The organism is Pseudomonas germanica (assembly GCF_019614655.1).
GTDB lineage: Bacteria > Pseudomonadota > Gammaproteobacteria > Pseudomonadales > Pseudomonadaceae > Aquipseudomonas > Aquipseudomonas neuropathica.
The window spans coordinates 3,977,743-4,003,563 of sequence record NZ_CP071586.1; the positions used below are offsets into that span (position 1 = coordinate 3,977,743).

General features: G+C 60.1%; 20 protein-coding genes. 8 read left to right on the forward strand and 12 right to left on the reverse strand.

Going from position 1 to position 25,821, the window contains the following annotated elements; translation table 11 throughout:
- Positions 1 to 90 precede the first annotated feature (90 nt).
- Together J0G10_RS17550 and J0G10_RS17555 are read left to right on the forward strand one after the other, a co-directional pair.
- Positions 91 to 1,749 carry a nitrite/sulfite reductase gene (locus J0G10_RS17550; protein ID WP_095126375.1) on the forward strand — a complete coding sequence of 553 codons (1,659 nt, stop codon included), beginning with the start codon at positions 91 to 93 and terminating at the stop codon, positions 1,747 to 1,749.
- Positions 1,733 to 2,227: a DUF934 domain-containing protein gene (locus J0G10_RS17555; protein WP_093430863.1), complete on the forward strand. Its 495-nt coding sequence runs from the start codon at positions 1,733 to 1,735 to the stop codon at positions 2,225 to 2,227. The genes J0G10_RS17550 and J0G10_RS17555 overlap by 17 nt, the downstream gene beginning before the upstream one ends.
- A gap of 62 nt (positions 2,228 to 2,289) precedes the next feature.
- On the opposite strand, the gene sohB is transcribed toward J0G10_RS17555, so the two are convergent.
- Positions 2,290 to 3,321: a protease SohB gene (gene sohB / locus J0G10_RS17560; protein WP_095047835.1), complete on the reverse strand. Its 1,032-nt coding sequence runs from the start codon at positions 3,319 to 3,321 to the stop codon at positions 2,290 to 2,292.
- Between the two features lie 204 nt (positions 3,322 to 3,525).
- Here sohB and J0G10_RS17565 point away from each other — a divergent pair, with 204 nt between their 5' ends.
- Positions 3,526 to 4,236: a histidine phosphatase family protein gene (locus J0G10_RS17565; protein WP_095047836.1), complete on the forward strand. Its 711-nt coding sequence runs from the start codon at positions 3,526 to 3,528 to the stop codon at positions 4,234 to 4,236.
- Positions 4,237 to 4,285: 49 nt separating this feature from the next.
- Positions 4,286 to 4,603 (forward strand): SCP2 sterol-binding domain-containing protein, encoded by a 318-nt coding sequence (locus tag J0G10_RS17570; RefSeq protein ID WP_007912567.1) that lies wholly within the window; start codon positions 4,286 to 4,288, stop codon positions 4,601 to 4,603.
- Between the two features lie 157 nt (positions 4,604 to 4,760).
- Here the strand turns inward: J0G10_RS17570 and J0G10_RS17575 are convergent, their stop codons facing one another.
- The 10 genes from J0G10_RS17575 to J0G10_RS17620 form a co-directional block, all read right to left on the reverse strand.
- Complete coding sequence (locus J0G10_RS17575) at positions 4,761 to 6,335, reverse strand: ABC transporter ATP-binding protein (protein ID WP_095047837.1); 1,575 nt, start codon at positions 6,333 to 6,335, stop codon at positions 4,761 to 4,763.
- A 1-nt stretch (position 6,336) separates the two neighbouring features.
- Complete coding sequence (locus J0G10_RS17580) at positions 6,337 to 7,359, reverse strand: ABC transporter permease (RefSeq protein WP_095047838.1); 1,023 nt, start codon at positions 7,357 to 7,359, stop codon at positions 6,337 to 6,339.
- Positions 7,359 to 8,423: a microcin C ABC transporter permease YejB gene (locus tag J0G10_RS17585; RefSeq protein ID WP_220556356.1), complete on the reverse strand. Its 1,065-nt coding sequence runs from the start codon at positions 8,421 to 8,423 to the stop codon at positions 7,359 to 7,361. The genes J0G10_RS17580 and J0G10_RS17585 overlap by 1 nt, the downstream gene beginning before the upstream one ends.
- Entirely contained in the window at positions 8,410 to 10,251 is a 1,842-nt protein-coding gene (locus J0G10_RS17590; protein ID WP_220556357.1) for an extracellular solute-binding protein, read from the reverse strand. The genes J0G10_RS17585 and J0G10_RS17590 overlap by 14 nt, the downstream gene beginning before the upstream one ends.
- 314 nt (positions 10,252 to 10,565) lie before the next feature.
- Complete coding sequence (locus J0G10_RS17595) at positions 10,566 to 13,220, reverse strand: TonB-dependent receptor (RefSeq protein ID WP_095047841.1); 2,655 nt, start codon at positions 13,218 to 13,220, stop codon at positions 10,566 to 10,568.
- A 119-nt stretch (positions 13,221 to 13,339) separates the two neighbouring features.
- Positions 13,340 to 13,843: an RES family NAD+ phosphorylase gene (locus J0G10_RS17600; RefSeq protein ID WP_095047842.1), complete on the reverse strand. Its 504-nt coding sequence runs from the start codon at positions 13,841 to 13,843 to the stop codon at positions 13,340 to 13,342.
- Complete coding sequence (locus J0G10_RS17605) at positions 13,840 to 14,316, reverse strand: antitoxin Xre/MbcA/ParS toxin-binding domain-containing protein (protein ID WP_175555704.1); 477 nt, start codon at positions 14,314 to 14,316, stop codon at positions 13,840 to 13,842. Before J0G10_RS17605 ends, J0G10_RS17600 begins: the two co-directional genes overlap by 4 nt.
- A gap of 271 nt (positions 14,317 to 14,587) precedes the next feature.
- Complete coding sequence (locus J0G10_RS17610) at positions 14,588 to 17,497, reverse strand: TonB-dependent receptor (RefSeq protein ID WP_220556358.1); 2,910 nt, start codon at positions 17,495 to 17,497, stop codon at positions 14,588 to 14,590.
- Positions 17,498 to 17,588: 91 nt separating this feature from the next.
- Positions 17,589 to 18,536: a FecR domain-containing protein gene (locus J0G10_RS17615; RefSeq protein ID WP_116254857.1), complete on the reverse strand. Its 948-nt coding sequence runs from the start codon at positions 18,534 to 18,536 to the stop codon at positions 17,589 to 17,591.
- Positions 18,533 to 19,039 (reverse strand): sigma-70 family RNA polymerase sigma factor, encoded by a 507-nt coding sequence (locus J0G10_RS17620; protein ID WP_064120628.1) that lies wholly within the window; start codon positions 19,037 to 19,039, stop codon positions 18,533 to 18,535. Before J0G10_RS17620 ends, J0G10_RS17615 begins: the two co-directional genes overlap by 4 nt.
- 297 nt (positions 19,040 to 19,336) lie before the next feature.
- Between J0G10_RS17620 and J0G10_RS17625 the strand changes: the two genes are divergently transcribed.
- From J0G10_RS17625 to J0G10_RS17640, 4 genes are all read left to right on the forward strand, one after another.
- On the forward strand, positions 19,337 to 21,055 hold the full coding sequence (locus J0G10_RS17625; RefSeq protein ID WP_220556359.1) for a hydrogenase maturation protein: 1,719 nt from the start codon (positions 19,337 to 19,339) through the stop codon (positions 21,053 to 21,055).
- A gap of 384 nt (positions 21,056 to 21,439) precedes the next feature.
- Positions 21,440 to 22,303: a LysR family transcriptional regulator gene (locus tag J0G10_RS17630; protein WP_007912548.1), complete on the forward strand. Its 864-nt coding sequence runs from the start codon at positions 21,440 to 21,442 to the stop codon at positions 22,301 to 22,303.
- 110 nt (positions 22,304 to 22,413) lie between these two features.
- A complete protein-coding gene (locus J0G10_RS17635; RefSeq protein ID WP_095047847.1) occupies positions 22,414 to 23,559 on the forward strand; it encodes a sterol desaturase/SRPBCC family protein in 1,146 nt (381 codons plus the stop codon).
- On the forward strand, positions 23,556 to 24,632 hold the full coding sequence (locus J0G10_RS17640; protein WP_095047848.1) for an SMP-30/gluconolactonase/LRE family protein: 1,077 nt from the start codon (positions 23,556 to 23,558) through the stop codon (positions 24,630 to 24,632). The genes J0G10_RS17635 and J0G10_RS17640 overlap by 4 nt, the downstream gene beginning before the upstream one ends.
- Positions 24,633 to 24,777: 145 nt before the next feature.
- Here the strand turns inward: J0G10_RS17640 and J0G10_RS17645 are convergent, their stop codons facing one another.
- A complete protein-coding gene (locus J0G10_RS17645; protein ID WP_220558825.1) occupies positions 24,778 to 25,719 on the reverse strand; it encodes an IS110 family transposase in 942 nt (313 codons plus the stop codon).
- Positions 25,720 to 25,821 lie beyond the last annotated feature (102 nt).

A 25,821-nucleotide genomic window follows, 5' to 3' on the forward strand; every position in this document is an offset into this window, starting at 1 on the left:
TGCGCGCAGAATTGCAGAGGCACAATCGGACTCCAGCAAGCGAAAACGCAGTGCTACTCCGAATGGCCCAAGCCTGAGAACAGGACTTATATGTACGTATACGACGAGTACGATCAGCGGATCATCGAGGACCGCGTCAAGCAGTTCCGTGATCAGACCCGACGCTATCTGGCAGGTGAGCTGAGCGAAGAAGAATTCCGCCCCCTGCGCCTGCAAAATGGCCTGTACATCCAGCGCTTCGCGCCGATGTTGCGTGTGGCGGTGCCTTACGGCCAGCTGACTTCGCGTCAGACGCGCATGATGGCCAAGATTGCCCGCGACTACGACAAGGGCTACGCCCACATCAGTACGCGGCAGAACGTGCAGTTCAACTGGCCGGCGGTGGAAGACATCCCGGACATTCTGGCTGAACTGGCCACCGTGCAGATGCACGCGATCCAGACCAGCGGCAACTGCCTGCGCAACGTCACCACCGACCAGTTCGCCGGTGTCGCTGCCGACGAAGTGATCGACCCGCGCCCATGGTGCGAGATCGTTCGTCAGTGGACCACGTTCCACCCGGAATTCGCCTACCTGCCGCGTAAGTTCAAGATCGCCGTCAACGGTTCGACCGCTGACCGTGCGGCCATTGAAGTTCACGACATCGGCCTTGAGCCGGTGCACAACGCCGCTGGTGAGCTGGGTTTCCGTGTGCTGGTCGGTGGCGGCCTCGGTCGTACTCCGGTGGTCGGCGCGTTCATCAACGAATTCCTGCCGTGGCAGGACCTGTTGAGCTACCTCGACGCGATCCTGCGCGTGTACAACCGCTACGGCCGTCGCGACAACAAATACAAGGCGCGGATCAAGATTCTCGTCAAAGCGCTCACGCCGGAAGTGTTCGCACAGAAAGTCGATGCGGAAATGGAACACCTGCGCGGTGGCCAGACCACTTTGACCGAGGCTGAACTGCATCGCGTCGCCAAGCACTTCGTCGACCCGGACTACAAGGCGCTGGACAACCAGACCGCGCAACTGGCCGAGCTGGACAAAGAACATCCAGGCTTCGCTCGCTGGCGCACCCGCAACACCCTGGCGCACAAAAAGCCGGGTTACGTGGCCGTGACCCTGTCGCTGAAACCAACCGGCGTTGCCCCGGGCGATATCACTGACAAACAGCTCGACGCCGTCGCCGATCTGGCCGACCGCTACAGCTTTGGTCAACTGCGCACCTCGCACGAGCAGAACATCATTCTTGCCGACGTCGAGCAAAGCCAGTTGTTTGCCCTGTGGGGTGAGCTGCGTGAAGGCGGTTTCGCCACGCCTAACATCGGCTTGCTGACCGACATCATCTGCTGCCCTGGCGGTGATTTCTGCTCGCTGGCCAACGCCAAGTCGATCCCGATTGCCGAGTCGATCCAGCGTCGCTTCGACGACCTCGACTACCTGTTCGACATCGGTGAACTGGACCTGAACATCTCCGGTTGCATGAACGCTTGTGGTCACCACCACGTCGGCCACATCGGCATCCTCGGGGTGGACAAGAAAGGCGAAGAGTTCTATCAGGTCTCCCTCGGCGGCAGTGCCAGCCGTGATGCGAGCCTGGGCAAGATCCTCGGCCCGTCCTTCGCCCAGGAAGCCATGCCGGACGTGATCTCGAAGCTGATCGACGTGTACGTTGAACAACGTACCGAAGACGAGCGCTTCATCGACACCTACCAGCGTATTGGCATCGACCTCTTCAAGGAACGCGTCTATGCAGCGAATCATTAAGAATAACGCGGTCGTCGACGAAACCTGGCACTTGCTGCCCAAGGATTTCAACATCGACGAGATCAGCAACTGCGACGACCTGATCGTGCCGCTGCAACTGTGGCGTGAACACAGTCGCATGCTCAAGGCTCGCGACGGTGGTCTGGGTGTGTGGCTGGACGCCGACGAAGAAGCCGAGGAAATCGGTGAAGACGTCGCCGAGTTTCAGGTGATTGCCTTGAACTTCCCGGCGTTCACCGACGGCCGCAACTACTCCAACGCCCGCCTGCTGCGCGACCGTTACGGTTTCAAAGGTGAACTGCGGGCGATTGGTGACGTGCTGCGCGATCAACTGTTCTACATGCACCGCTGTGGTTTCGACGCCTTTGCCGTGCGTGCGGACAAAGACCCGTACGAAGCTTTGGAAGGTCTCAAGGACTTTTCGGTGACCTATCAGGCCGCCACCGACGAACCGCTGCCGCTGTTCCGTCGCCGCTGAAGGTTTGCTGCGGACAAAAAAACGCCGGTCATGTGACCGGCGTTTTTTTATGCCTGCTCGAATTACCAGAAGCGCTGCTGGGTCAGCCGACTCCACCAGCTCAGCAGTACGCGGTCGACCGAGCCGCTGGCGGCCATGCCAATACGTTCCTGCAAGCTTTTGCGCTCGGCGTAGTGCAGGTGGTAGACCTCAGCCTTTTTCGCCCGGTCGGCCAGGTACTCATCACTGGTCTTTAGTTCATCGACCAGTTGTTTATCCAGCGCCGCGACGCCGAGCCAGACTTCACCGGTGGCCACATCATCGATGGCCAGTTGCGGGCGATAACGCGCAACAAAGTTCTTGAACAGTTGATGGGTGATGTCCAGATCTTCCTGGAACTTCTCCCGGCCCTTCTCGGTGTTTTCGCCAAACACGGTCAGGGTGCGTTTGTACTCGCCGGCGGTCAGTACTTCAAAGTCGATGTCGTGCTTCTTCAGCAAGCGGTTGACGTTGGGCAACTGTGCAACCACGCCGATCGAACCAAGAATCGCAAACGGCGCGCTGATGATCTTCTCGCCGATGCACGCCATCATGTAGCCGCCGCTGGCCGCGACCTTGTCGATGCACACGGTCAACGGCACGCCGGCTTCACGGATCCGCGCCAATTGCGAGGATGCCAGACCGTAGCTGTGAACCATGCCGCCACCGCTTTCCAGACGCAGGACCACTTCGTCTTTTGGCGTGGCGAGCGTCAGCAGTGCGGTGATTTCATGGCGCAGGCTTTCGGTGGCCGAGGCCTTGATGTCGCCGTCGAAATCCAGCACGAACACACGCGATTTGGTGTCGGGTTGTTTCTTCTGCTTCTTCGCGTTTTTCTCGGATTTGGCCTCGCCTTTGCGCAAAGCCTTGAGCTGATCCTTGTCGAGCAACGTCTGCTCCAGGCGCTCACGCAGGCCCTTGTAGAAATCATTGAGTTTGCTGACCTGCAACTGACCGGCCGATTTGCGCCGGCCCTTGCTGCGCAATGCGGCAAAACTGGCAAGCACCACCAGAATGGCGACTACCAGGGTGACGGTCTTGGCCAGGAAGCTGGCGTATTCGGTGAAAAACTCCACAAAGACTCCTTAAACGATGCGCGGATGTGAGACACACGCGGGATGGCTCCAGCATACCCATGCGCCGGCTTGTCGGCCAGCCGTGAAACCTCTGGCAACACCCCTGTAACGGGCATTTCAAACAAGCGTATGTTTTTTCATTGACAGCTACCCGTCATCCTCATAACCTCGCCACAACCTTCAACGTACCGGGATGACGCGGACGTGGGCAGCATCTACTTGATACGACATGGCCAGGCCTCCTTTGGTGCAGACGACTATGACGTCCTGTCGCCGACCGGTGTGCGTCAGGCAGAAATCCTCGGTCAGCACCTCGCTGAACTGGGCATCAGCTTCGATCGCTGCCTCGCCGGTGACCTGCGTCGCCAACAGCACACGGCCACCAGCGCGCTGGCGCAATACGCCGCCAAAGGCCTGCCGGTGCCGACCCTGGAAACCGATTCTGCGTTCAACGAATTCGATGCCGACGCGGTCATTCGTGCGCTGCTCCCGGACATGCTGGCGGACGAGCCGGAAGCCCTCGACATCCTGCGCAACGCCGCACAGAACCGTGGCGAATTCCAACGGATTTTCGCCTTGATCATCGAGCGCTGGCTGGCCGGCACTTTTGACACCCCGGGGCTGGAAAGCTGGCTGGGTTTCGTCGAACGGGTTCAGGCCGGGTTACACCGAATCCTTGAACAGGCCGGCGACAAACAGAAAATCGCCGTGTTCACCTCCGGCGGCACCATCACCGCCCTGCTCCACCTCATTACGCAAATGCCTGCCAGACAGGCCTTTGAATTGAACTGGCAAATCGTCAACACCTCGCTCAACCAGCTGAAGTTCCGCGGTCGCGAGGTGGCTTTGGCCTCCTTCAACAGTCATGCACACCTGCAGCTGTTGAAGGCACCGGAACTCATCACTTTCCGCTGAGTCCGGTTAACTGTGAACCTTGCTGTAATCAACCCATAAGGATCGAACCATGACCTCCGTAGCCGATGCCGTAAAAGCAATGCAAGCCAAGTTCAACCCAGCCGCTGCTGCCGGTCTGGATCTGGTCTTCGGTTTCAACATCACTGACGAAGACAAGCAGTACTCGCTGATCGTCAAAGACGGCACCTGCGATATCCAGGAAGGCGAGAACCCGGACGCCAACTGCACGCTGGTACTGGATAGCGAAACCCTGAAAGGTATCGTCAGCGGCGAAACCGACGGCATGCAGGCTTTCATGGGCGGCAAACTGCGCGTTGAAGGCGACATGATGCTGTCGATGAAACTGTCCGAGCTGTTCCCGTCGTAATAGCGCGTTCAGTGACACAAGAATCCCGCCCCCAGTGGCGGGATTTTTGCGTTTCGGCCCTGTAGGAACTGCGGCACGCTGCGATCTTTTGATCTGGCTTTTTAGAACGCAAAGTCAAAAGATCGCAGCCTCGTTTCACTCGACAGCTCCTACAGGGTTACCCGGTGAACGAAGCGGCCAGCAACTCTCGGGTATACGGATGCTGCGCGGCATGAAACAGCGCATTCGTCTCGCCACGCTCCACCACCTCACCGTCCTTCATCACAATCAAGTCATGGGCCAACGCGCGCACCACCGCCAGGTCGTGGCTGATGAACAGATAGGTCAAGCCGTGTTCCGCCTGCAAACGCCGCAATAACGCGACAATCTGTTTTTGCACCGTGCGATCCAGTGCCGAGGTCGGCTCATCCAGCAGGATCAAGTCAGGCTTGAGCACCAGCGCCCGGGCAATGGCGATGCGTTGCCGCTGACCACCGGAAAACTCGTGGGGATAGCGATGGCGGGTGGCCGGATCAAGACCGACTTCACGCAGCACATCGATCACCGCCCTCTCACGCTCATCGGCGTTCAAATCACTGTGCACCTGTAAACCTTCGGCGATGATCTGCTCCACGCACAAACGTGGACTGAGGCTGCCGAACGGATCCTGAAACACCACTTGCAGACGTTTGCGCAGCGGCCTGAGTTGCTTGCCGCTCAAGTGCTCCAGCGCCTCGCCCTGAAAGCGGATGCTGCCCTGGGCATCCAGCAAACGCAGAATCGCTTGGCCCAGCGTCGACTTGCCGGAACCGGACTCGCCAACAATGCCCAGGGTTTTGCCGCGCTGAAGATTCAAATCAATGCCGTTGACCGCGTGCAACCAAGACTTCGCGCGCAGCCAGCCACCGCCCAAACGGAAGCGCACATTGAGATCGCGCACCTCCAGCAAATCCTCAGCGGGTTCCCGACACAACGCCTCGCCACCCGGCTCGGCGTTGAGCAACTCAATGCTGTAAGGATGCTGCGGCGTGCTGAACAACTGTTCACAAGGCGCCTGCTCGACGATCAATCCTCCACGCATGACTGCCACCCGCTGAGCGATATTGCGCACCAGATTCAGATCATGACTGATGATCAACAGCGCCATTCCCAGGCGCTCCTGCAGTTCTTTGAGCAGCAACAAAATCTTGCGTTGCACGGTCACGTCCAGCGCAGTGGTCGGCTCGTCGGCAATCAACAACTGTGGCTCGCAGGCCAGCGCCATGGCGATCATCACCCGTTGTCGCTGACCGCCCGACAATTGATGCGGATAAGCCTTGAGCCGTTCGCGCGGACGTTGAATGCCCACCAGTTCGAGCAATTGCACAATTCGCTGACGCGCCGCCGCCCCGGCCAGCCCCTTGTGCAGCGCGAGGCTTTCGCCCAGTTGCCGCTCAATCGTGTGCAAAGGGTTCAGTGAGCTCATCGGCTCCTGAAAAATCATCGCGATGCGGTTGCCACGCAATTGGCGCAAGTAGCGCTCATGTACGCCAAGCAACTCCTCGCCAACATAGCGGATGCTGCCATCAATCTGCGTGATGGCCGGGTCAAGCAATTGCAGAATGCTGTGCGCCGTCACCGATTTACCGGAGCCGGATTCCCCGACCAGCGCAAGACATTCGCCGGGGCGGATATCAAGGTCGATGCCGTGCACCACAGACTGGCCATTGAAGGCGACGCGCAGGTCGCGTATTTCGATCAGATGTTCGGGCATATCAAGTCCTCGGATCAAACGCATCGCGGCAGGCTTCGCCGATGAATACCAGCAGTGAAAGGATCAGCGCCAAGGCAAAGAACGCGGTCAGGCCAAGCCACGGTGCTTGCAGATTGCTTTTGCCCTGACCGATCAACTCGCCCAGCGAAGCGCTGCCGGCCGGCATGCCGAAACCGAGAAAATCCAACGCCGATAACGTCGCGATCGCCCCGGTAAGAATGAACGGCAGGTAGGTCAGCGTCGCGCTCATGGCATTGGGCAGGATGTGCCGAACGATCACCTGCGCATCGCCCACCCCCAGCGCGCGTGCCGCTTTCACATATTCCAGGCCACGGCTGCGCAGAAACTCGGCCCGCACCACATCGACCAGGCTCAACCAGGAAAACAGCGCCATGATCCCCAGCAACCACCAGAAATTCGGCTCGACGAACCCGGACAGAATGATCAGCAGGTACAACACCGGCAGCCCCGACCAGACCTCCAGCAAGCGCTGACCGATCAGGTCGACCCACCCACCGTAGTAGCCCTGCAATGCCCCGGCGGCGATGCCGATCAGCGCACTCGCCGCGGTCAGCGCCAAGGCAAACAGCAGCGATACACGTGTGCCGAAAATCACCCGCGCCAGCACGTCGCGCGCCTGATCATCAGTGCCCAGCCAGTTGTCGCCACTGGGCGGACTCGGTGCCGGCTCCGTGAGGTCGTAATTGACCGTGTCGAACGCGAACGGGATCGGCGCAAACCACAACCGCCCGCCCTGCCCCTCGATCAATTGCCGCACCTGCGCGCTACGATAGTCCGGTTGAAACGGCAACTCGCCGCCGAAATCCTGCTCGGTGTAACGCTTGAACGCCGGGAAATACCATTCGCCCTGATACGTCACCAGCAGCGGTTTGTCATTGGCCACCAACTCACCGCCGAGGCTCAGGCCGAACAGCGCGAGAAACAGCCACAACGACCACCAACCACGGCGATGCGCCTTGAAGCGCGCCCAGCGGCGCTGGCCGATGGGAGATAATGTCAGCATCAGGCAGCCCTCGCGGTGAAGTCGATGCGCGGGTCGACCAGCGTGTAGCAAAGGTCGCCGAGCAGTTTTATCAGCAGGCCAAACAGGGTGAAGATAAACAGCGAGCCGAACACCACCGGATAATCGCGCGCGACTGCCGCTTCGTAACTGAGGCGGCCGAGACCATCGAGGGAAAAGATCACTTCGATCAGCAACGAGCCGCCGAAGAACACCGTCACCAACGCTTGCGGCAAACCGGCGACGACCAGAAGCATCGCGTTGCGAAACACATGGCCGTACAACACCTGCCTTTGGCTCAGCCCTTTGGCGCGCGCGGTCACCACGTACAGTCGCGAGATCTCGTTGAGAAAGCTGTTCTTGGTCAGGATCGTCAACGTGACGAACCCCCCAATGACCAAGGCAATCACCGGCAGCACCAAATGCCAGAAATAGTCGGCCACTTTGGCCCACGGCGACAGCTCGGCGAAGTTGTCCGAGACCAGCCCGCGCACCGGAAACCAGTCCAGCGCCGTGCCACCGGCAAACACCACGATCAGCAGCAGCGCGAAAAGGAATCCCGGCAACGCATAGCCGATGATGATCGCCACGCTGCTCCAGACATCGAACGCCGAGCCGTTATGCACAGCCTTGCGAATGCCCAGCGGAATTGACACCAGATAGGTGATCAACGTCGCCCACAGGCCCAGCGACAAAGTCACCGGCAGCTTCTGCCAGATCAGTTCCGTGACGCTGGCACCGCGAAAGAAACTCTGCCCGAAATCCAGTCGCGCATAGCTTTTGAGCATCAGCCACAAGCGCTCGCTGGCGGGTTTGTCGAAGCCGTACTGACGCTCGATATCGGCCACCAGTTTCGGGTCCAGCCCCCGGGTGGCACGAGACTCGCCACCAACAGTTTCGACATGGCTGGAACCCACCGCCGCGCCGACGCCAATGCCCTGCAAGCGCGCGATGGCCTGCTCGACCGGGCCACCGGGCGCGGCTTGCACGATAACGAAATTGACCAACAGGATCGCGAGCAAGGTCGGCACGATCAGCAGCAGACGCCGCAGGCTATAGCCCCACATGGCTGTACTCCTTGGGCATCTGCGCTGATGTCAGTGCAGTCGGGCTGATTTCCCACCAGGTGTCGAGACCGGCGTCGTAGAGCGGGGCAATCGCCGGTCGGCCGAAGCGGTTCCACCACACTGTGGAAATTCCCGGCGGGTAATAGTTGGGTACCCAGTAATAGCCCCACTGCAACACCCGATCCAGTGCATGAGCGTGGCGCAGCAGACTCTGGCGATTGTCGGCCTGCACCAGCCCTTCGAGCAGTGCATCGACTGCCGGATCGCACAGCACCATGTAATTGTTCGAGCCGGGGTCAGCGGCGCCATCGGAGCCGAAGTAATTGAACATCTCGCGCCCTGGCGCCTGACTCACCGGGTAACCGGCGACGATCATGTCGTAGTCGCGATTGCGCACGCGGTTGGTGTATTGCGCGGTGTCGACCTGGCGGATATCAAAGCCGATGCCGATCTGCGCCAGGTTGCGTTTGAACGGCAATAACAGCCGTTCGAAACCTTTCTGGCCATTGAGAAAGGTAAAGTGCAGAGGTTCGCCATTGACGTTCACCAACTGATCGCCCTGAGGTTTCCAGCCAGCGGCTTCGAGTAGCTTCAGTGCCTGCAACTGTTCGCTGCGGACGTTGCCGCTGCCGTCGGTTTTCGGTGCTTCAAACACCGTGGTGAACACTTCATCGGGAATCTGTCCGCGCAACGGTTCCAGAATCTTCAGCTCTTCGGCATCCGGCAATGCAGTGGCCGCCAGCGCGCTGTGGGAGAAGTAGCTGCGCTGACGCAGGTACATGTTGCGCATCATCTGCCGGTTGCTCCATTCGAAATCCCAGAGCATGGCGATTGCCTGGCGCACGCGACGATCCTGAAACGGCTGTTTCTGCAGGTTGAACACAAAGCCCTGCGCGCCTTGCGCAGCACCGGGTGCGAGGTGTTCACGAAGCAATTTGCCTTGCTCGAGTGCAGCGCCCGCGTAGCCGATGGTGAAACTGGTGGCGGAAAACTCGCGGTTGTAATCGAAGCCGCCGGCCTTGAGCACCTGCCGTGACACGTCGGTGTCGGCGAAGAACTCCACACTCAGTTGATCGAAGTTGTAGAGGCCGCGAGTGATCGGCAGATCCTTGGCCCACCAATCCTGTACCCGTTGAAATTTCACGCTGCGCCCGGCATCTACCGCGCTGATGCGATACGGGCCACTGCCCGGCGGAATCTCGAAACCGCCGCCCTCGGCGAAATCACGTGTCCGCCACCAATGTTCGGGCAGCACCGGCAGTGTCGCCAGGTCCAGCGGCAAGGTGCGGCTGTCGTTGTTCTTGAAGAGGAAGCGCACTTGCGTCGGCGACTCGACGATGACCTCGGCGACATCGCGAAACTGCTGGCGGTATTTGAGGCTGCCCTGGGTGATGAACAGGTTGAAGGTGTAGCGCACGTCTTCGGCGGTGATCGGTGTACCGTCGTCGAAACGTGCCTTTGGGTTCAGGTAAAAACGCAGCCAGCGGCGATCCGGATCGAGCTCCATCTGCTGCGCCACCAGACCATAGACGCTGTAGGGTTCGTCCTTGCTGCGATAGGCCAGTGGCGCGTAGAGCCAGCCATCGATGTCGGCCACACCAGTGCCTTTGTCGGTGTAAGGAATCAGGTGATCGAACGGGCCGCTTTCCAGGGAAGACCGGCGCAGGCTGCCGCCCTTCGGTGCGTCGGGGTTGGCGTAGGCCAGGTGCTGGAAGTCGGGGGCGTATTTGGCGGCTTCGCCGTAGACGGTCAACGCCACTTGCGGGGCGGCCAAACTGAACGGCGTTAAAAGCGCACATGCGCTGAACAAAATAAGCCTTGAGAACATGGGCAGATCCTTTTACACGGTGCTGCTACTGGCCTCTTCGCGAGCAGGCTCACTCCTACAGGGTCTGCGGTGAACACAAATCCAATGTAGGAGTGAGCCTGCTCGCGATAGCACCAGAACAGTCAACACACATCCTGCCTACCTGTGATGTGCAACAGGCCGGCGATTTTTATAGAGCAGGCTTTAGATCAATAACTGACTAAAATCCGCACCAACTGCGAAAACCTGGTCTGTAGGAGCTCCCGAAGGCTGCGATTTTTTGCCGTTGGAAGATCATCAGATCGCAGCCTTCGGCAGCTCCTACAGGGCTCGATTCAGAACTTGTAACTGACCCGCGTGTACAGCGTCCGCCCAAACGGATCGCCATATTTGGGGTCGTAGCCGCTCTGGAACGTGTAGGTCTGATTGCTGAACGGTGGTTCGCGGTCAAACAGGTTTTTCGCGCCGAGGGTCACGCTTAAGGTCTTGCGCCAGGTGTAGGTGCCAGCCAGATCCCAGACGTTGTACGAGCCGACGTAATCGTGGGTGTCGCGATCGGAGTCGTGGTAACCGCTGGTGTAGCGGTTGGTCAGGGCCGCGCCGAATGGGCCGTAATTCCAGCTGCCGGTGAGGCTGTGCCGCCAGCGCGCCACGGCGCCCGCCGAAGCAAAGTCGCCGCCACGGAAATCACCCAGCTTGTCGATGTAATCGCCCTTCAGTTGTTGCTGGTAGTCATAGCGGGTGACGTAAGTGCCTTGCAGGCCAATGCCGAAATTACCGTACGGCGTGCTCGGCAAGCGATAGTCGAAGCTGACATCGACGCCATTGGTCTTGATCTTGCCGAGGTTGGCCAGGCCGGTGACGATATGATCGATGGAGCCATCCGGCTTGCGCACCAGGCGATCGGGGTACAGCTCAGGATTCTCGAACACCGCCGATTCCGGGAACTCGGCAATCTGGTTGGCGATGTCGATCCACCAGAAATCCAGCCCGGCAGTCAGGCGTTCGAACGGCTGGTAAACAAACCCAAGGGTGACGTTGCGCGCGGTTTCCGGGCTCAGGTCGGTATTGCCGCCGCTGGTGCGATTGAACTGCTGTGCGCAGTCGCGGTTGGCAATGCCGCCATTGCTCGGATTACCGCCCGCGCACAAACGCGGATCGTTGTAGTTGGCGTTGGTAAAACTGGTAAAGGTCGGGTTGTACAACTCATACAACGACGGTGCGCGGAACCCTTCGCTGTAGGCACCGCGCACTACCAATTCCTTGAATGGCTGGAAGCGGAACGAGTATTTCGGGTTGGTGGTGCTGCCGAAGTCGCTGTACTTGTCATGGCGTACGGCCGCAGACAATTCGAGGCTGTCGAGCACCGGCACGTTGACCTCGGCGTACTCGGCCGAGACGCTGCGATCCCCGGCGACGCTGCCATTCGGATCAACGCCGAGGCTTTGCACATCGCCGGCAAATGCTGCGAAATCCTGATGGAAGTCTTCCTTGCGATACTCGCCGCCCAGCGCCAACGCCGAAGGGCCGGCACCGAACCAGTCGCCGATTTCACGACTGATGCGCCCGTCGATGGCCTTCACCCGCCCTACCGCCGTGGCGTAATCGCCGTCCACCGCGTTGGCCGCCAACAGCGCCGAACCGGCAGCCGTCTGCGGGCCGAACGGGTTGATTACGCCATTGGCAATACCGGTGCTGACGGCACGGTCATTGACGTAGCCGTCCTGAATGCTGTTGATCACTTTGTTCTGATTGTATGAGGCGCCGAGGTTGTAATCCCAGCCGACCAGCGTGCCGTCAAAATTCAGCAGCAAGCGCTGACTGGTGTTGTCGTCTTCGTGCTGACGCGCGCCGACGGCGGTTTCGCGCCAGTTCACGTCGACCGGTTGCGTCGGATCGAGGGCGAAACCGTTCGGCCCGGGGGTGATGCCGTTACCTGGATAGAACGCCGTGCCGGGGTTGACCTGATTGCCCATCAACGTGCCGGGGCCGATTTGCGTGCGGTTTTCGTTACGCGCCCAAAAGTATTCGAGACTGACATTGTGATCGTCGGACAGCTTGCCGGTGGCTTTGGCGAAGGCCGAAGTCTTCTCCGTTTCCGGCACCAGATCGAGGTAATTCCACAGGCTCTGCCGGCAGATGCCGTTGCGCGTCAGCAATCCCGGTGCGTTGCAGCCGGAGCCTGCCAAAGGATTGGTAGCGTTACTGCCCTGACTCCAGTTGGCCGGCGAGGCGGTGCCGGAGGTGTAATCGAGTCCGCGGTTCGGCTGATAGTTGTAGGTGTAACCCCGGTCTTCAGCGGCCAGGCGTTGCTGTTTGTCATAACTGACCACGCCGAACACGTTGAAACGATCATCCTGCAAATCACCGAAGCCCCAACTGCCGCTGAAGTTACGACTTTCACCGCCACCCGAATGGGTTGGCGTGTCGTAGTTGGTGCTGATCTGCCCTTCGGTCAGGCTGGTCTTGGTGATGAAGTTGATCACCCCGCCAATCGCATCGGTGCCGTACAGCGCCGAGGCACCATCACGCAGCACTTCCACGCGGTCAATGGCGGCGAACGGAATGGTGTTGAGGTCGACACCGGAGCCGTTGATCGCATTGGTGGCGTTGTTGCTCAGACGCCGGCCGTTGAGCAGCACCAAGGTCTTGTTCGCGCCGATGCCACGCAGATCGGCATAGGACGCCCCGCCACTGCTCGACCCCACCGAACGCCCCGAGCCAACCGAAGACTGGTTGGCAGAAATGCGACTGACCAGCTCCTCGGTGGTGGTGACGCCCTGCTCGCGCAGCTCTTCGACGCGCAGGATGGTCACCGGCACCGCCGTTTCTGCATCGACCCGGCGGATTGCCGTACCCGTGACTTCGACACGCTGCAGTTGAGTGGTCGGTTCGGTTGCCGTGCTATCGGCGGCGATGGCCGGCAGCGTATTGATTGCCAGCAGCAAGGCCAGGCTCAAAGGTGATTTGACGGGTGAAAACTGAATCATGAACAGCCATCCCTGCGTTTTGGTTTATGCAGGGATGTGCGATGACGAATAAGGATTTATAGAGGGCGATTTAGACTGTTGGGTGCTGAGGTTATGCAAAAAAAAGCCATGCCTCGATATCAAGCCGATGCCATGTCCCTCAGCAACCGTGTATCCAGACCAAAACGTTCTTGAGAGACCATTTTGAACTGCCCCTCTGCGAGGTCGCAGCTCACCAGCAGATTCCACGAGTGGCGAGTTGCCGCCGAGGGAATCAGGACAAACGGATGTTCATCCAGTAATGCGTCGGCAAACCGCTGTTGATTGGGCGACGGCCACGCGGGACTCAACCAGTACGGATTCGGCACCTCTTCGGGCTGAACGACTTTGACCCGTGCATCGCCGATGACCTCAAAGCACGTCAGCACATAAGGCTCTCTGTCCAGTGCATCAAAACTGTTATTGGCTGCCACCTCCAGAATGGCCGAGGACGGGTCGACAGATGCATAGACGACTCGCCGGCCAGGCGCATTCCATCGACCGCCCTTCAGTTTTGGACCCATCCCGCTGTCCCACGTGTCTCCGTAGGCCTCCTGATCCAGGCGCCAGCCATACCAATGTCCTTCCCAGGGCAAGGGATTCATGGGTAACCCCCGTACAGGACCCGACACAAGTATTGCTCGACCATCTGGAAGCCCAGTGGATGACGGGTCAATTCCAACGGCACGTAGCCGTTAAGGTAAGGGGTCGACTTCTGCATCCATATTTCCGCCTGTGGCAGCCCCCCGAACGCCCGAGTGGCCATCTCCAGCACCAGCGCATATTGGTAGGCGACGACACTCTGTTGCGAGTCAAGCCGTACCGGTTTGCCTTCCTTCAACAGCCGCTGCACGGTTCTGACAGATTTGCCGGTGATGCGTTTGACCATGTCTTCGCGCAGGTACATTTCGGAAGTTGAAAGCATGTTGACGACGTCGCTCAGCTCAAAGCCCTCGTCGGTAAGGCGGACAATCAGCATGGCATCATCACCGAGGTCCTGGCCGTGCACGAGCAAATCGACAGGTTTTCCCTCGGCCTTCTTCAGCACCGTCAGCCGGGGTGCTTTTGATGTGGGCATCGCGACATCCTCCATGGGGCATCTGGCGCGATCGTCGATCCAGAAGTTGCGCAGGGAATAAACAGGGGTTTCATGTTCGATGTGTGGGGTACGCATAATAGATCCTTGATCTGGGAGCCTGAGCGTTCAAGCCGCTCAGCGACTTCAATGTCAGGTCCGATGCTATAGATCGCGCTTCCGACGACCAACCTGAAAAGGTCGTCGGAAATATCCCCTGTTTGCCGCAAAACCCGCCGTTTTCCGTAGGACGTAAAACGCGAAATGCCTGCCATCATCCGCCGAAGTGATAACTCACATCCAGCCACCACTGCCGTCCGTACGGGTCATAGTTGCCGGTCGGGTAATACGGCCAACCCGCCGAGTCATCGTGTTTGATCTGATTGAGCACGTTGTTCACGGTCAGCCCGACACTCGCCCGGTCATTGAGTTTGTAACGCGCACTGGCGTTGAACACCGTCCACGGCGACAGACGTCCGTCACCCGCGCCGTTAGTGACCGAGCCGTAACGAATGCCCATCAGTGTCGCCGTGGCTTTCTGGTAATCCCAGGTCAGGCTGGCGTTGACCTTGCTGCGCCAGTCGTAGTTGGTGCGTGAAGTGCGCCAGTCTTGCGTTGGCGCCTCTTCCGATTCCTTGTAGTAGTGCGACAGCAACAGGGTATAGCCCAGCGCCGAACTGAACGCGCCGTACTGCCCGGCACCCCAGCGGATATTGCTCTTGAAGTCCAGACCACTGACCCGCTCGCTGGCGGCGTTGATCGCATTGACCCGAACGCGCTGCAACTGGTTGGGATCGACCGCGGCATTGCCAGCGTTGCGATCGATGCGCGCCAGGGTCGATTGGCAATTGGCCGAGTTGATGTCCTGCGTGCCATTGCGGCATTCGTTCTCTTGTTGCAGCAAGCGGTTTTCATCGACGGTGGTCAGCAGATCATCGATCTCGACGCGCCAGAAATCGGTGGAGAAATCGAAATTGCGCGACGGTGACCAGACGAACCCGTAGGTCCACGATTTGCCACGTTCGGACTCCAGATTAGCGGTGCCGCTCTGGGTGTAATCGACCCGTCCACGATCACACGCGCCCTCCACGCCCTGGCTGCAACCGTAGTAATCGATCTGCGCCGGATAGTAGCCGTTGCTGTCGGATTGATAGATGTAGTTCAGGTCCGGCGCACGGAAACTGGTGCCATAACTGCCGCGCAGCAACAGGCTGGTCACCGGGCGCCATTCCAGCCCGAGGTTGTAGGTCTTCTGTTGTTCGGTGCGGCCGCTGAATTTGTATTGGTCCCAGCGCCCGGCGGCGGTAGCCAGAATCGTGTCGGTGACCGGAATGCTGAACTCGCCGCCCGCCGCATAGCGTTTGCGCGAGCCGCCGGAACTTTGCTGTGGGCTCACGCCGTAAAAAGTGCCGTCGTTAAGACCATCGTCCGGGTCAACGCGATACTCCTGCTTGCCCGCCTCCAGCACCCCGGCGAATCCCACGGGCCCGGCCGGCAGATCGAACAGATCACCGTTGACCGAGGCGTTGTAACTGGTCGACACCGATTTGCTGCTCTGGGTCAGGTTGCCGCGAAACTGTTGCCATTCCTGCGGTGTCAGCGGCCGGTCGAGACGCGAGGCATCCGGAGCAAACACCGGGTAACCGCCGCTGACACCGAGTTGAGGGCCAAGGTAGAAATCCTGAATCGACGACAGTGGCGTATAACGCGTGGTCCTGACGCTGCGATATTCCGAACGATTGGCCGCCAGATCGTAGCTCCAACCGGTTTCGGCGATCTTGTCCGAGACGCCGAGGGTGCCGGTCCACGAGGTATCGCGCCACTTGCTGTTGTTGCTGGTGCGCCCGCCAATTTCTTCCTCACCGAAACGGCGATACCAGCGCTCCAGATTGCCGCTGTTCTGGTTGATGAAGTCCGGTGAGGTGAAGGTCGGCCCGCGCGTGTTGTTCTGGATGTGGTCGAGGCCGTACATCAAGTCGGCGAAGACCTGGCCGCTGTCGCTGAAATGCCAGGTGCCACGGGTGTAGCCGTCGTAGTTTTCCTTCTGGGTCTGCACGGTCCAGTAATCGTTGTACATCTGGTCGGTGCGGCAGCGCCCGCCGCTGTTGACCAGTTTGTTGTCGAAGGTGCCCTGATAAGCACCGCAACCCGGTCCCAGATAACGACTGTTGCTCAGGTCGCGGCGGTAACCGACGTCCGCCAGCGGGCCGTTTTGCATAAAGCCACGGTCATCGGCCCAGATCGGATCGCGGTTAGTCAGCTCCAGACCGAACAAGCCGTCAAAATCCCCCCAACTGCCGCCGCCGCTGATCTGCAAGCGCTGGTTGTCACCGCCGCCGCGCTCACTGGTGCCGCCCTTGAGGTTGACGTCGACGCCGTTGATCTTGTCCTTGAGGATGATATTGACCACCCCGGCAATCGCGTCCGAACCGTAAATCGCCGAGGCGCCGCTGCTGAGAATTTCGATACGTTCGATGACTGCCGACGGAATATTCGCCAGGTTGGTGAAGTTGACCTTGCCGTCGTACGGCGTCGGGTAGTCGGCGACCCGGCGGCCGTTGATCAGCACCAGCGTATGGTTCGGGCCGAGGCCGCGCAGGTTGAGTGCGCTGGCCGCCGGTTGCCAGGTGTTGCCGTAATCTTCGCCTTGGGTCATGCCGGTGTTTTGCGTTTGTGTCGCCAAGGCGTCGTAGACGTTTTTGTAGCCGCGCGCTTCCATTTCTTCGTGGGTGATGACGTTGACCGGTGTGGCGCCATCGCTCTGCGCGCGGGCGATGCGTGAGCCAGTGACGGTGACTTTTTCCATGCGGTAATCGGCGCTGGTGACCGGCGCCACGGCGGTGACTTTCGCCGGCGCTTCGGCTTCGCGAACCGTTAAACCCTGAGCGCTTTGCTCGACTTGCAGACCGCTGCCGAGCAAGGCCTTTTCCACTGCCTGACGACCGCCCAAAGCCCCGCGCACCGCCGCACTGCGTTTGCCTTGCACCAGTTGCTGACTGAAGGAAATCGGTACGCCGCTCTGCCGCGAGATGTCCAGCAGCACTTCGTCCAGTGGCCCAGTGGCGATGTCGAAAGTAAACACCGCTGCGGCAGGTTCCTGAGCAACCGCCGCCCATGGACTGATGCCCATCGCCAAGGCAGCGGCGAGGGTCAATCGAGGTAATTGTTGTTTGATTGAGAACATCGAAGGGTTTCCCTGTTGAAGGCATCTGCAGGGAATGAGCAGCGGGCCAGCGCTTTTTATAGGGCGGCGATTAGGCCAAGAAGTTATGGGTTTATAACCGCGCGTCAATGCTGACCCAGTACGGGTTGTGCCAGGTCACGCGGATCGGCAGCGAGCGTTCCAGCAGTTGCAGGGTGCGGTCACTGTCGTCGAGCGGATAGAGACCGCTAAGGCGCAGATCGGCGACTTCAGGGCTAAGGTGCAAAATGCCGCGACGGTAGCGACGCAGGCTGTCGATAACCTCGTGCAATGGCCGGTCGCGAACTTCCAGGCGACCCTGCACCCAGGCACTTTCCTGACCGTTGCTGCGTTCCAGCGACAACAGTCCGGCGCCGTTGAACAACAGACTTTCGCCTGCCTGCACCACTTGCCGCGCGCCACCGGTAGTGACCACCTCGACCTGTGAATGAAGCATCACCAATCGCGTCGCCTCCTCGCTGTACTGAACGAGAAACTTCGTCCCCAGCGCCCGCATGCGACCGTGCTCGGTCTCGACCACAAAGGGTCGCGTCGGCTCTTTCGCTACATCGACCAGCAACTCACCGCTGCGCAATGCGAGCAACCGTTGTTGACTGTCAAACAAAGGCACCACACGACTGCGCGCATTGAGCGTCAGCGCACTGCCGTCCGCGAGGGTGAAGTCACGTCGCTCGCCGGTCCCGGTCGACAACTCCCCCGCCTCCGGCAGCCAGCCGTAACGCCGCCCTAGCAACCCGGCCAACAGCGCAATACCCAGCACACTCAAACTGCCGCTGATAAAGCGTCGACGACTCGACGGTGCATTGAGGCTGTGCAACAAACTGCCGCGCGGCACGCTGCGCAGGCTCGGGTTGCGCAGCAAATTCAGGCCGCCGCCCATTTGCTCGATGACTTGCTGATGGCGTGGATCGGCGCCCCGCCAGGCCTCGAACGCGGCGCGCTCAGCCGTGCCCGCCTCGCCCGACTGCAACAACGCCAGCCATTGTGCCGCCTCGTCGATCACTGCCTCGTCCGGCCTCATGCTTGCATCGCCTGATAGCAGCGCTTGAACGCTTCGACCATGTATTGCTGCACGCGACTGGTGGACACCCCGAGGCGCTCGCCGATCTCGCTGTAAGTCAAACCGTCGAGCTGGTGGTAGAGAAACGCTGCTTTGGCCTTGGCCGACAGCCCATTGAGCAAGCGATCGACCGCCAGCAGCGCTTCGATCACCAGCGCCCGTTCTTCCGGAGACGGGTGCACCGGCTCGGGCGCCAGCGCCAGGCTTTCCAGATAGGCGCGCTCAAGGTCCTGGCGCCGCCAGCCTTCGTAAACCAGCCGCCGGGCGATGGTGGTCAATAGCGCGCGTGGCTCGCGAATGGCTGTGGGATCCGGCAGCGCCAACACCCGCAGAAAGGTTTCCGATGCAATGTCTTGCGCACTGTGCGGACAACCGAGCGTGCGGCCAACGGCAGCGCACAGCCAGCGATAGTCCTTTTGGAACATCTGCCCGATGATCTGGTAATGCGGGTTGTGCCCACCCATGCCTTGCTCCCTAAAACGGGTCCCACCCGCTGCGAAAAACCATCGTTCTGCCGGGATCGTCCGGCTCTGATCAGGCGCGACTGTGCAATAGCCTCGAAGACATTTGAAGTAATAAAAAATCAGCACAAGCAAACCATTGAGCATAAGGCGCTTGGTCGCCGCAGAAACATTGGCTGACAGAACGTTGACCTCGATCACTGGCGCGTGGGTGGTCACTGATTAATCTCGCGGCTCAATCGAAGGCCAGGGACGGCTCAGCGAGAGCCCACGGCCGAATCCACTCAAGGAAGAGCAATCATGCGATCACTCAACATCATTCTGCTGTCGTCGGCCTTCAACGGCCTGACCCAACGCGCCTGGCTGGAACTGCGCGAGGCCGGGCACTCGCCCAGCGTCGTGCTGTTTACCGATGAACAAGCCGTATGCGAACAGATCGAACACAGCGGCGCCGATCTAGTGATCTGCCCGTTCCTCAAGGACCGCGTGCCGCAGGCGCTGTGGAGCAACACCGAACGGCCGGTGGTGATCATTCATCCGGGCATCGTCGGCGATCGCGGCGCGAGTGCCCTCGATTGGGCGATTACCAACGAGTTGCCGAGCTGGGGCGTCACTGCGCTACAAGCGGTCGAAGAAATGGACGCCGGCCCGGTGTGGGCCACCTGCGAATTCAACCTGCCGGCGGGCCTGCGCAAATCCGAGCTGTACAACGGCCAGGTCAGTGATGCGGCGATTCGTTGTATTCGCGAAGTGGTGGAGAAATTCATCGAAGGGTTTGAACCGGTTGTCCTCGACTATGCCGATACGAAAGTACGCGGACGCTTGCAGCCGAACATGAAGCAGGTCGACCGCAGCTTCAGCTGGCACGATTGCGCACGCTTCATCAAACGCTGCATCGATGCTGCCGACGGCCAGCCCGGCGTGTTGGCGAGCCTCGCTGGCGGTCAGTATTACGTCTACGACGCGCACCTGGATTCGCGCAGCGGCGTGCCCGGCGAGATTCTCGCGGTGCATGACGATGCGGTGCTGGTCGCCGCCGGTGATCAAAGCCTGTGGATCGGCGCGCTACGGCGCAAACCGCAACCTGGCGAAGAGACCTTCAAGCAACCGGCGCGGCACGTGCTGGCCGGGCAACTGGCCGAGGTGCCTGTGCTGGACTGGTCGATCGCCACGCATCCGTTCAGTAACGAAGCCTATCAACCGATCCGCTACCGGGAATCCGGCATCGTCGGTGAGCTGACCTTCGAGTTCTACAACGGCGCCATGAGCACCGAGCAGTGCCAGCGCATGGTCGCCGCGCTGCGCTGGGCCAAATCCCGTGATACCCAGGTGTTGTTGATCAAGGGGGGGCGCGGCAGTTTTTCCAACGGCGTGCATTTGAACGTGATTCAGGCCGCGCAGGATCCTGGCGCCGAAGCCTGGGCGAATATTCAGGCAATCGACGATGTCTGCGCAGAACTGCTGACGGCCCGGCAACTGGTGGTCAGTGGCGTTACTGGCAACGCCGGCGCCGGTGGCGTGATGCTCGCACTGGCGGCCGACATCGTCTTTGCCCGCGCCGATATCGTGCTCAATCCGCATTACAAGAGCATGGGCTTGTACGGCTCCGAATACTGGACCTACAGCCTGCCCCGCGCCGTCGGCCCGGCAATGGCCGAGCAATTGACCCAGGCTTGCCTGCCGGTAAGCGCGGTGCAGGCGTGGCAACTGGGCATGGTTCAGGAAATCGGCCCGCGCTGCCCGGACGAGTTTGACCTGTGGTTGCTGCAACGGGCCAACAGCGTGGTGAGCGATCCGACTTACGCGGCGGTACGCGAGCGCAAGGTGCGGGTTGATCAGGTGTTGATCCAGCAGTGCCGTGAAACCGAGTTGCAGGAGATGCAGGAAGACATGCTGTACAACCGTAATCAGTTTGCCGAGAAGTGCCGAAACTTTGTCTTCAAGCGCAAGGTGTGTGGCACGCCGGCGCGGTTGATTGAAGATTGGGCGCGGGTGCGGTTGACCGAGTTGGCCAGTTGATTTTGGCGGTGACTGCTTTCCCCTCACCCTAGCCCTCTCCCAAGGGAGAGGGAACTGATTGGGGGATGCTGTAGAGGTTCGCCGACATGAACGATCTCTACTGAATCCATAATCGACGCGATCTTTCAGGTCGATATATGACACCAGACACCTCGGTCAGTCCCCTCTCCCAAAGAAGAGGGAACCGAGCCGGGGATATTGAAGATTTACACCGACCTGAGGGTCTTGCTCTGAATCCATAATCGCCTCGATCTTTCAGGTCGATGCATGACGCAAGACACCTCGGTCAGTCCCCTCTCCCTCCGGGAGAGGGTTAGGCGGGCGGCGATCCGATGAGGGGCTTTTGCCTTTACAATGCCCGTCACCTCAAACACCGGCCCGCCCATGGACATCGATCTCGCTCGCACCTTTCTGGAAATCGTCCGTCACGGCAGTCTCGCCGCTGCCGCGCAGAAGCTGTTCGTCACGCAAACGGCGATCACCGCTCGCGTGCAGAAACTCGAAAGCCAGCTGGGCAGCACGCTGTTCGTGCGCAACCGCGCCGGGGCGAAACTGACGCCCAATGGCGAGGCTTTTGTGGTCTACGCCAATCAACTGGTGCAAACCTGGGAAGCCGCGCGCCGCGACCTGCCGCTGCCCGAGGGCTATCACAACGTGCTGCACATCGGCGGCGAAGTCAGCCTGTGCAACCCATTGATGCTCAGTTGGGCGGCGGAACTGCGCGAGAAGATTCCGGGGCATGCCCTGCGCATGGAAATTCGCGACGGCGAAAACCTGCTGCGCCAGCTCGAACTCGGTGTGCTCGACGCCGCGCTGGTCTATCAGCCGGAATACTGGCCGGGTTTGCAGGTCGAGCAAGTGCTGGAAGAAAAACTGATTCTGGTGCGCGCCCCCGATCGTCCCGATCCCTACGTCTACATCGATTGGGGCCCGGACTTCCGCCGCCAGCATGACGCCGCCCTGCCGGAAAAAGCCAAAGCGGCGCTGAGTTTCAACCTCGGCCCGTTGGCCCTGCAATACATTCTCGAACATGGCGGCAGCGGCTACTTCCGCACCCGCGTGGTCCGCACGTATCTGGAAAGCGGCGCCCTGGAAGCGGTGACCAAAGCCCCGGAGTTCGGCTATCCGACTTACCTCGTCTACTCACGTGATCGCGATTCGGCGACGCTGCAGCAAGCCTTCCATCTGCTGCGCGAAGTGATCCGCACCGATGATGACTGGTCGCAACGCTGGAACCCGCTGAGCTGAAGCGGCGGCTTCACAGCCGATCATGGCGCATGTGCCATTGAGGTCCGGCCTGCACATACGGCCGGATCGGCTAATCTGCCGGGTATAACAACAATCCCGCAGGTGATGCAGTGAGGCAGACCACCGAGGCATTTCGCAGCCGCTATCGTGCGGCCATTCATCCGCTGTACAACCCGTGGCTGCACGGCGCCTTCGTGCTGCTGTTCGGTGTGTTGGCCGTTGGTGGTTTCTGGAGCAGCGTGCAGCAGGTCAGCCTGCTGGAATGGCTGACGGTGCCGTTAACCCTGCTGTTTTTCAATTTCGCCGTGTACATGGTCCATCGTCATCTCGGCCACCACAAAAAGACCTTCGCGAAAATGTTCTACGCCCGGCATGCCGGCGATCATCACAGTTTCTTCACCCCCGGCCACATGACCTACGACAGCGCCCGCGACTGGCGAGTGATTCTGTTCCCCGCGTGGCTGATCGTGCTGCACACACTGCTGATCACCCTGCCGTTGTGGTGGCTGATCGCACAGGTAAACGCCAACGTGGCCGGGTTGTTTGGCGGCTGCATGGTCCTCGGTTATCTGACTTACGAGATATTCCACGCCTGCGAACACCTGCCGCCACACAACCCGCTGACCCGCCTGCCGTGGATCCGCCAGATGCGCCACTTGCACGAGCTGCATCACCGCCGCGAGCGCATGCAGGAGCGCAATTTCAACATCGTTTTGCCGTTGATGGACTACCTGTTCGGCACCCTTTACCGGGAGCCGGAAATCACCCCTTTGAGCGATTCGAAAATGCCCATGACCCACCTGCAACACCCGATCGATATCGCTGGTGAACCCATCGCCGTGCTGGCCTATGCCGCCAGTGTCAGTCGCTGGCCGGAGTGGCACCCCTCGTCGCTGAAAATCGACGGTGCGCAAGGCCCGTTGCATGCCGGCGCGCGCTTCGAAGAGGACATTCATGCCGGCGGGCGCGCGGGCCATTTGCGCTGGGAAGTCACCGAATACCTGCCCGGCCGGCGCTGGTGCGCGCGGGCGCAGGGCGATCATGGTTTGTCGCTGCTGCTGACCTATGAATGCAGCCCCGAGGGCAGCGGCACGCGTTTTGTGCGCACGCTGGATTATCGCTTCGACGGACTGGGCATGCGCATCGCCAATCGCTTGCTGCTCAAACGGCGCATCGAGCGCGAATCCGCCGCATCGATGCTGGCGCTGCGCGACATGGCCGCCCGCTACCTGGCCTCGGCGAGGGCCAGCGCGTGAAGCTGAGACATCTGCTGTTGTTGCTGGTCCTCATCGTCATCGGCTTTTTATTGTTGATGCCCACCAAGGTCGAACCCGTGGCCTGGACGCCGCCGCCAGCACCATCGCTGACAGAAGGTCTCTACGCCGAGAACCAGAAACTCAAAGGCGCAGCGCAGGTCGGGCCGAGCGACATCGAAGGGCCGGAAGCCTTGCTGCTGGAAAGTGACTTCCTGATCACCGGGCTGCACGACGGCCGACTGATCCGCACCAGCCTCGACGGCCAGCAACGCAAAGTACTCGCCGACACCGGTGGCCGCCCGCTGGGCCTGGCCCGGCATCCGAACGGCATGCTGGTGATTGCCGACGCGGTCAAGGGTTTGCTGTCTCTTGATGCGCAGGGTCAGTTGGTGCCTTTGACCACGGCGGCCAATGGTCTGGCGTTCGGGTTCACCGATGACGTCGCCATCGACAAGTCCGGGCACTACGCCTATTTCAGCGATGCCTCCAGCCGCTGGGGCTACGGCCATGACGGCGAAGCAATCATCGAGCACGGCGGCGATGGACGCCTGCTGCGCTATGACTTCCAGAGCGGCAAAACCAGTGTCCTGCTAGACAAGCTGGAGTTCGCCAACGGCGTGACCCTCGGCCCGGATGACGCCTATGTGCTGGTCAACGAAACCGGCGCCTATCGCATCAGCCGCTATTGGCTGACCGGGCCGAAAGCCGGCACTCACGACCTGTTTATCGATAACTTGCCGGGGCTGCCGGACAACCTGGCGTTCAATGGCAGTAATCGGTTCTGGGTGGCGTTGTATGCGCCGCGCAATGCTCTGCTCGACGATACCGCCGGGCATCCGCTCGTGCGCAAGATGATCGTGCGGGCGTTGGCGGTTTTGCCTAAGCCGGTGGAGAAGCGCGGGTTTGTCCTGGGGCTGGATCTGGAGGGCAAGGTGATTGCCAATTTGCAGGATGCCAGCAGTGGCAATTACTCGCCGATTACCACGGTGCGTGAGTATGGGCCGTGGTTATATTTTGGCTCGTTGAAGGCGACGCATATGGCGCGGATGCCGTTGGATGTGGCCCTGAAGTGAATCTGGCAACTTTGTGGTGATTGCGCTGACGCCTTCGTCGGAACGCCGCCCGGAGCAGGCTCGCTCCCACAGGGTTATTTGCTGACCACAGCATTTGGGCTCAACACAATCCACTGTGGGAGATTCTATGGTTGAGGGGAAGCCCTCAACTGACTTTTGTCTGGTATTCGCTTTGCCCTTTCAGCAAGGCGAATACCACCCGAGCAAGTTTGCGAGCCAGCATCACCAACGCCTGCGTGGTGCTGAAACCCCGTGCTCTTTGGGCCTCGTAAAACCCTTTCCAGGCTTTCGTACGGCTAGCCGACATCGCAGCGTTGTGCAAAAGTCGGCGGGCCTCGGGGTCTCCGCGCTTGGTCAAGCTGCGGCGACCGTCCTTTTGCCCTGATTTCGATACCCTTAAATCCATGCCCAGGAAGGCGATAAACGCATCCGCGTTGCTAAATTCCCCCCGCTGAAACGCCGTGAGCAGGCGCGCTCCGGTCAGAAATCCAATGCCCTCAACTTTCAGGCAACGCTTCAATTGGCCGAGCAAACCGGCTTGTTTGAGCTGATCGTTGATCGTCTTTTCGATCATCGTTTCAAGCCGCTGCATGGATTTTATTTGTTCAGCAAAAGCTGCCTTCAATAGCGGCTCATTCGACCAGCTCTGCACCAGGCCGACCCTTGCCTGGACCAAAGCCGCGCGGCGGCGGAAAAGGCTCAGGAGCTGGCGGTACAGCGGTGATGGCGGGGTCCAGGGGCGCAACTCCTCGGCTTCGTTCTTCAGGTAACGGGCCAGCAACTTGGCGTCCAAGGCGTCGGTTTTGGCGCGGATCTTCACGCCTTCGCGGTAATGTTTGAGTTCATAGCCGCCCACCATGTAAATCGTGCAACCGGCCGCATAGGCCAAATCAGCGAATTCCAAGTGGTAGATGTTTGTAGCCTCAATGGCAATAGACACGGGGCCGAGCAAGGCCTTCAGCCACTGCTTAATGGATGTTTTGGTGTTGGGAATCGCTTCAAGCAGATCGCTATCGGCCTGATAAATCACCAGTTCATTTTTGGCGACATCCACGCCAACGATCGGATTTGATAGAGCGACTGGCATTACCACAGGATTTCCTCCGGGATAAGGTTTGAGCACTTGAAGGGCTCACCCAGAGGCGCAGGCTTGTTCCTATCGTCGGTCTAGCCAGATGCATTCTTTATC

Bases quoted from the DNA above. Each gene is read 5' to 3' on its own strand.
- J0G10_RS17580 (WP_095047838.1), bottom strand. From the start codon at position 7,359: ATGCTGACATTATCTCCCATCGGCCAGCGCCGCTGGGCGCGCTTCAAG.
- J0G10_RS17630 (WP_007912548.1), top strand. From the start codon at position 21,440: ATGGACATCGATCTCGCTCGCACCTTTCTGGAAATCGTCCGTCACGGC.
- J0G10_RS17600 (WP_095047842.1), bottom strand. From the start codon at position 13,843: ATGAATCCCTTGCCCTGGGAAGGACATTGGTATGGCTGGCGCCTGGAT.
- J0G10_RS17605 (WP_175555704.1), bottom strand. From the start codon at position 14,316: ATGCCCACATCAAAAGCACCCCGGCTGACGGTGCTGAAGAAGGCCGAG.
- J0G10_RS17555 (WP_093430863.1), top strand. From the start codon at position 1,733: ATGCAGCGAATCATTAAGAATAACGCGGTCGTCGACGAAACCTGGCAC.
- J0G10_RS17570 (WP_007912567.1), top strand. From the start codon at position 4,286: ATGACCTCCGTAGCCGATGCCGTAAAAGCAATGCAAGCCAAGTTCAAC.
- J0G10_RS17615 (WP_116254857.1), bottom strand. From the start codon at position 18,536: ATGAGGCCGGACGAGGCAGTGATCGACGAGGCGGCACAATGGCTGGCG.
- J0G10_RS17620 (WP_064120628.1), bottom strand. From the start codon at position 19,039: ATGGGTGGGCACAACCCGCATTACCAGATCATCGGGCAGATGTTCCAA.
- J0G10_RS17595 (WP_095047841.1), bottom strand. From the start codon at position 13,220: ATGATTCAGTTTTCACCCGTCAAATCACCTTTGAGCCTGGCCTTGCTG.
- J0G10_RS17625 (WP_220556359.1), top strand. From the start codon at position 19,337: ATGCGATCACTCAACATCATTCTGCTGTCGTCGGCCTTCAACGGCCTG.
- J0G10_RS17550 (WP_095126375.1), top strand. From the start codon at position 91: ATGTACGTATACGACGAGTACGATCAGCGGATCATCGAGGACCGCGTC.
- J0G10_RS17645 (WP_220558825.1), bottom strand. From the start codon at position 25,719: ATGCCAGTCGCTCTATCAAATCCGATCGTTGGCGTGGATGTCGCCAAA.
- J0G10_RS17610 (WP_220556358.1), bottom strand. From the start codon at position 17,497: ATGTTCTCAATCAAACAACAATTACCTCGATTGACCCTCGCCGCTGCC.
- J0G10_RS17590 (WP_220556357.1), bottom strand. From the start codon at position 10,251: ATGTTCTCAAGGCTTATTTTGTTCAGCGCATGTGCGCTTTTAACGCCG.
- J0G10_RS17575 (WP_095047837.1), bottom strand. From the start codon at position 6,335: ATGCCCGAACATCTGATCGAAATACGCGACCTGCGCGTCGCCTTCAAT.
- J0G10_RS17585 (WP_220556356.1), bottom strand. From the start codon at position 8,423: ATGTGGGGCTATAGCCTGCGGCGTCTGCTGCTGATCGTGCCGACCTTG.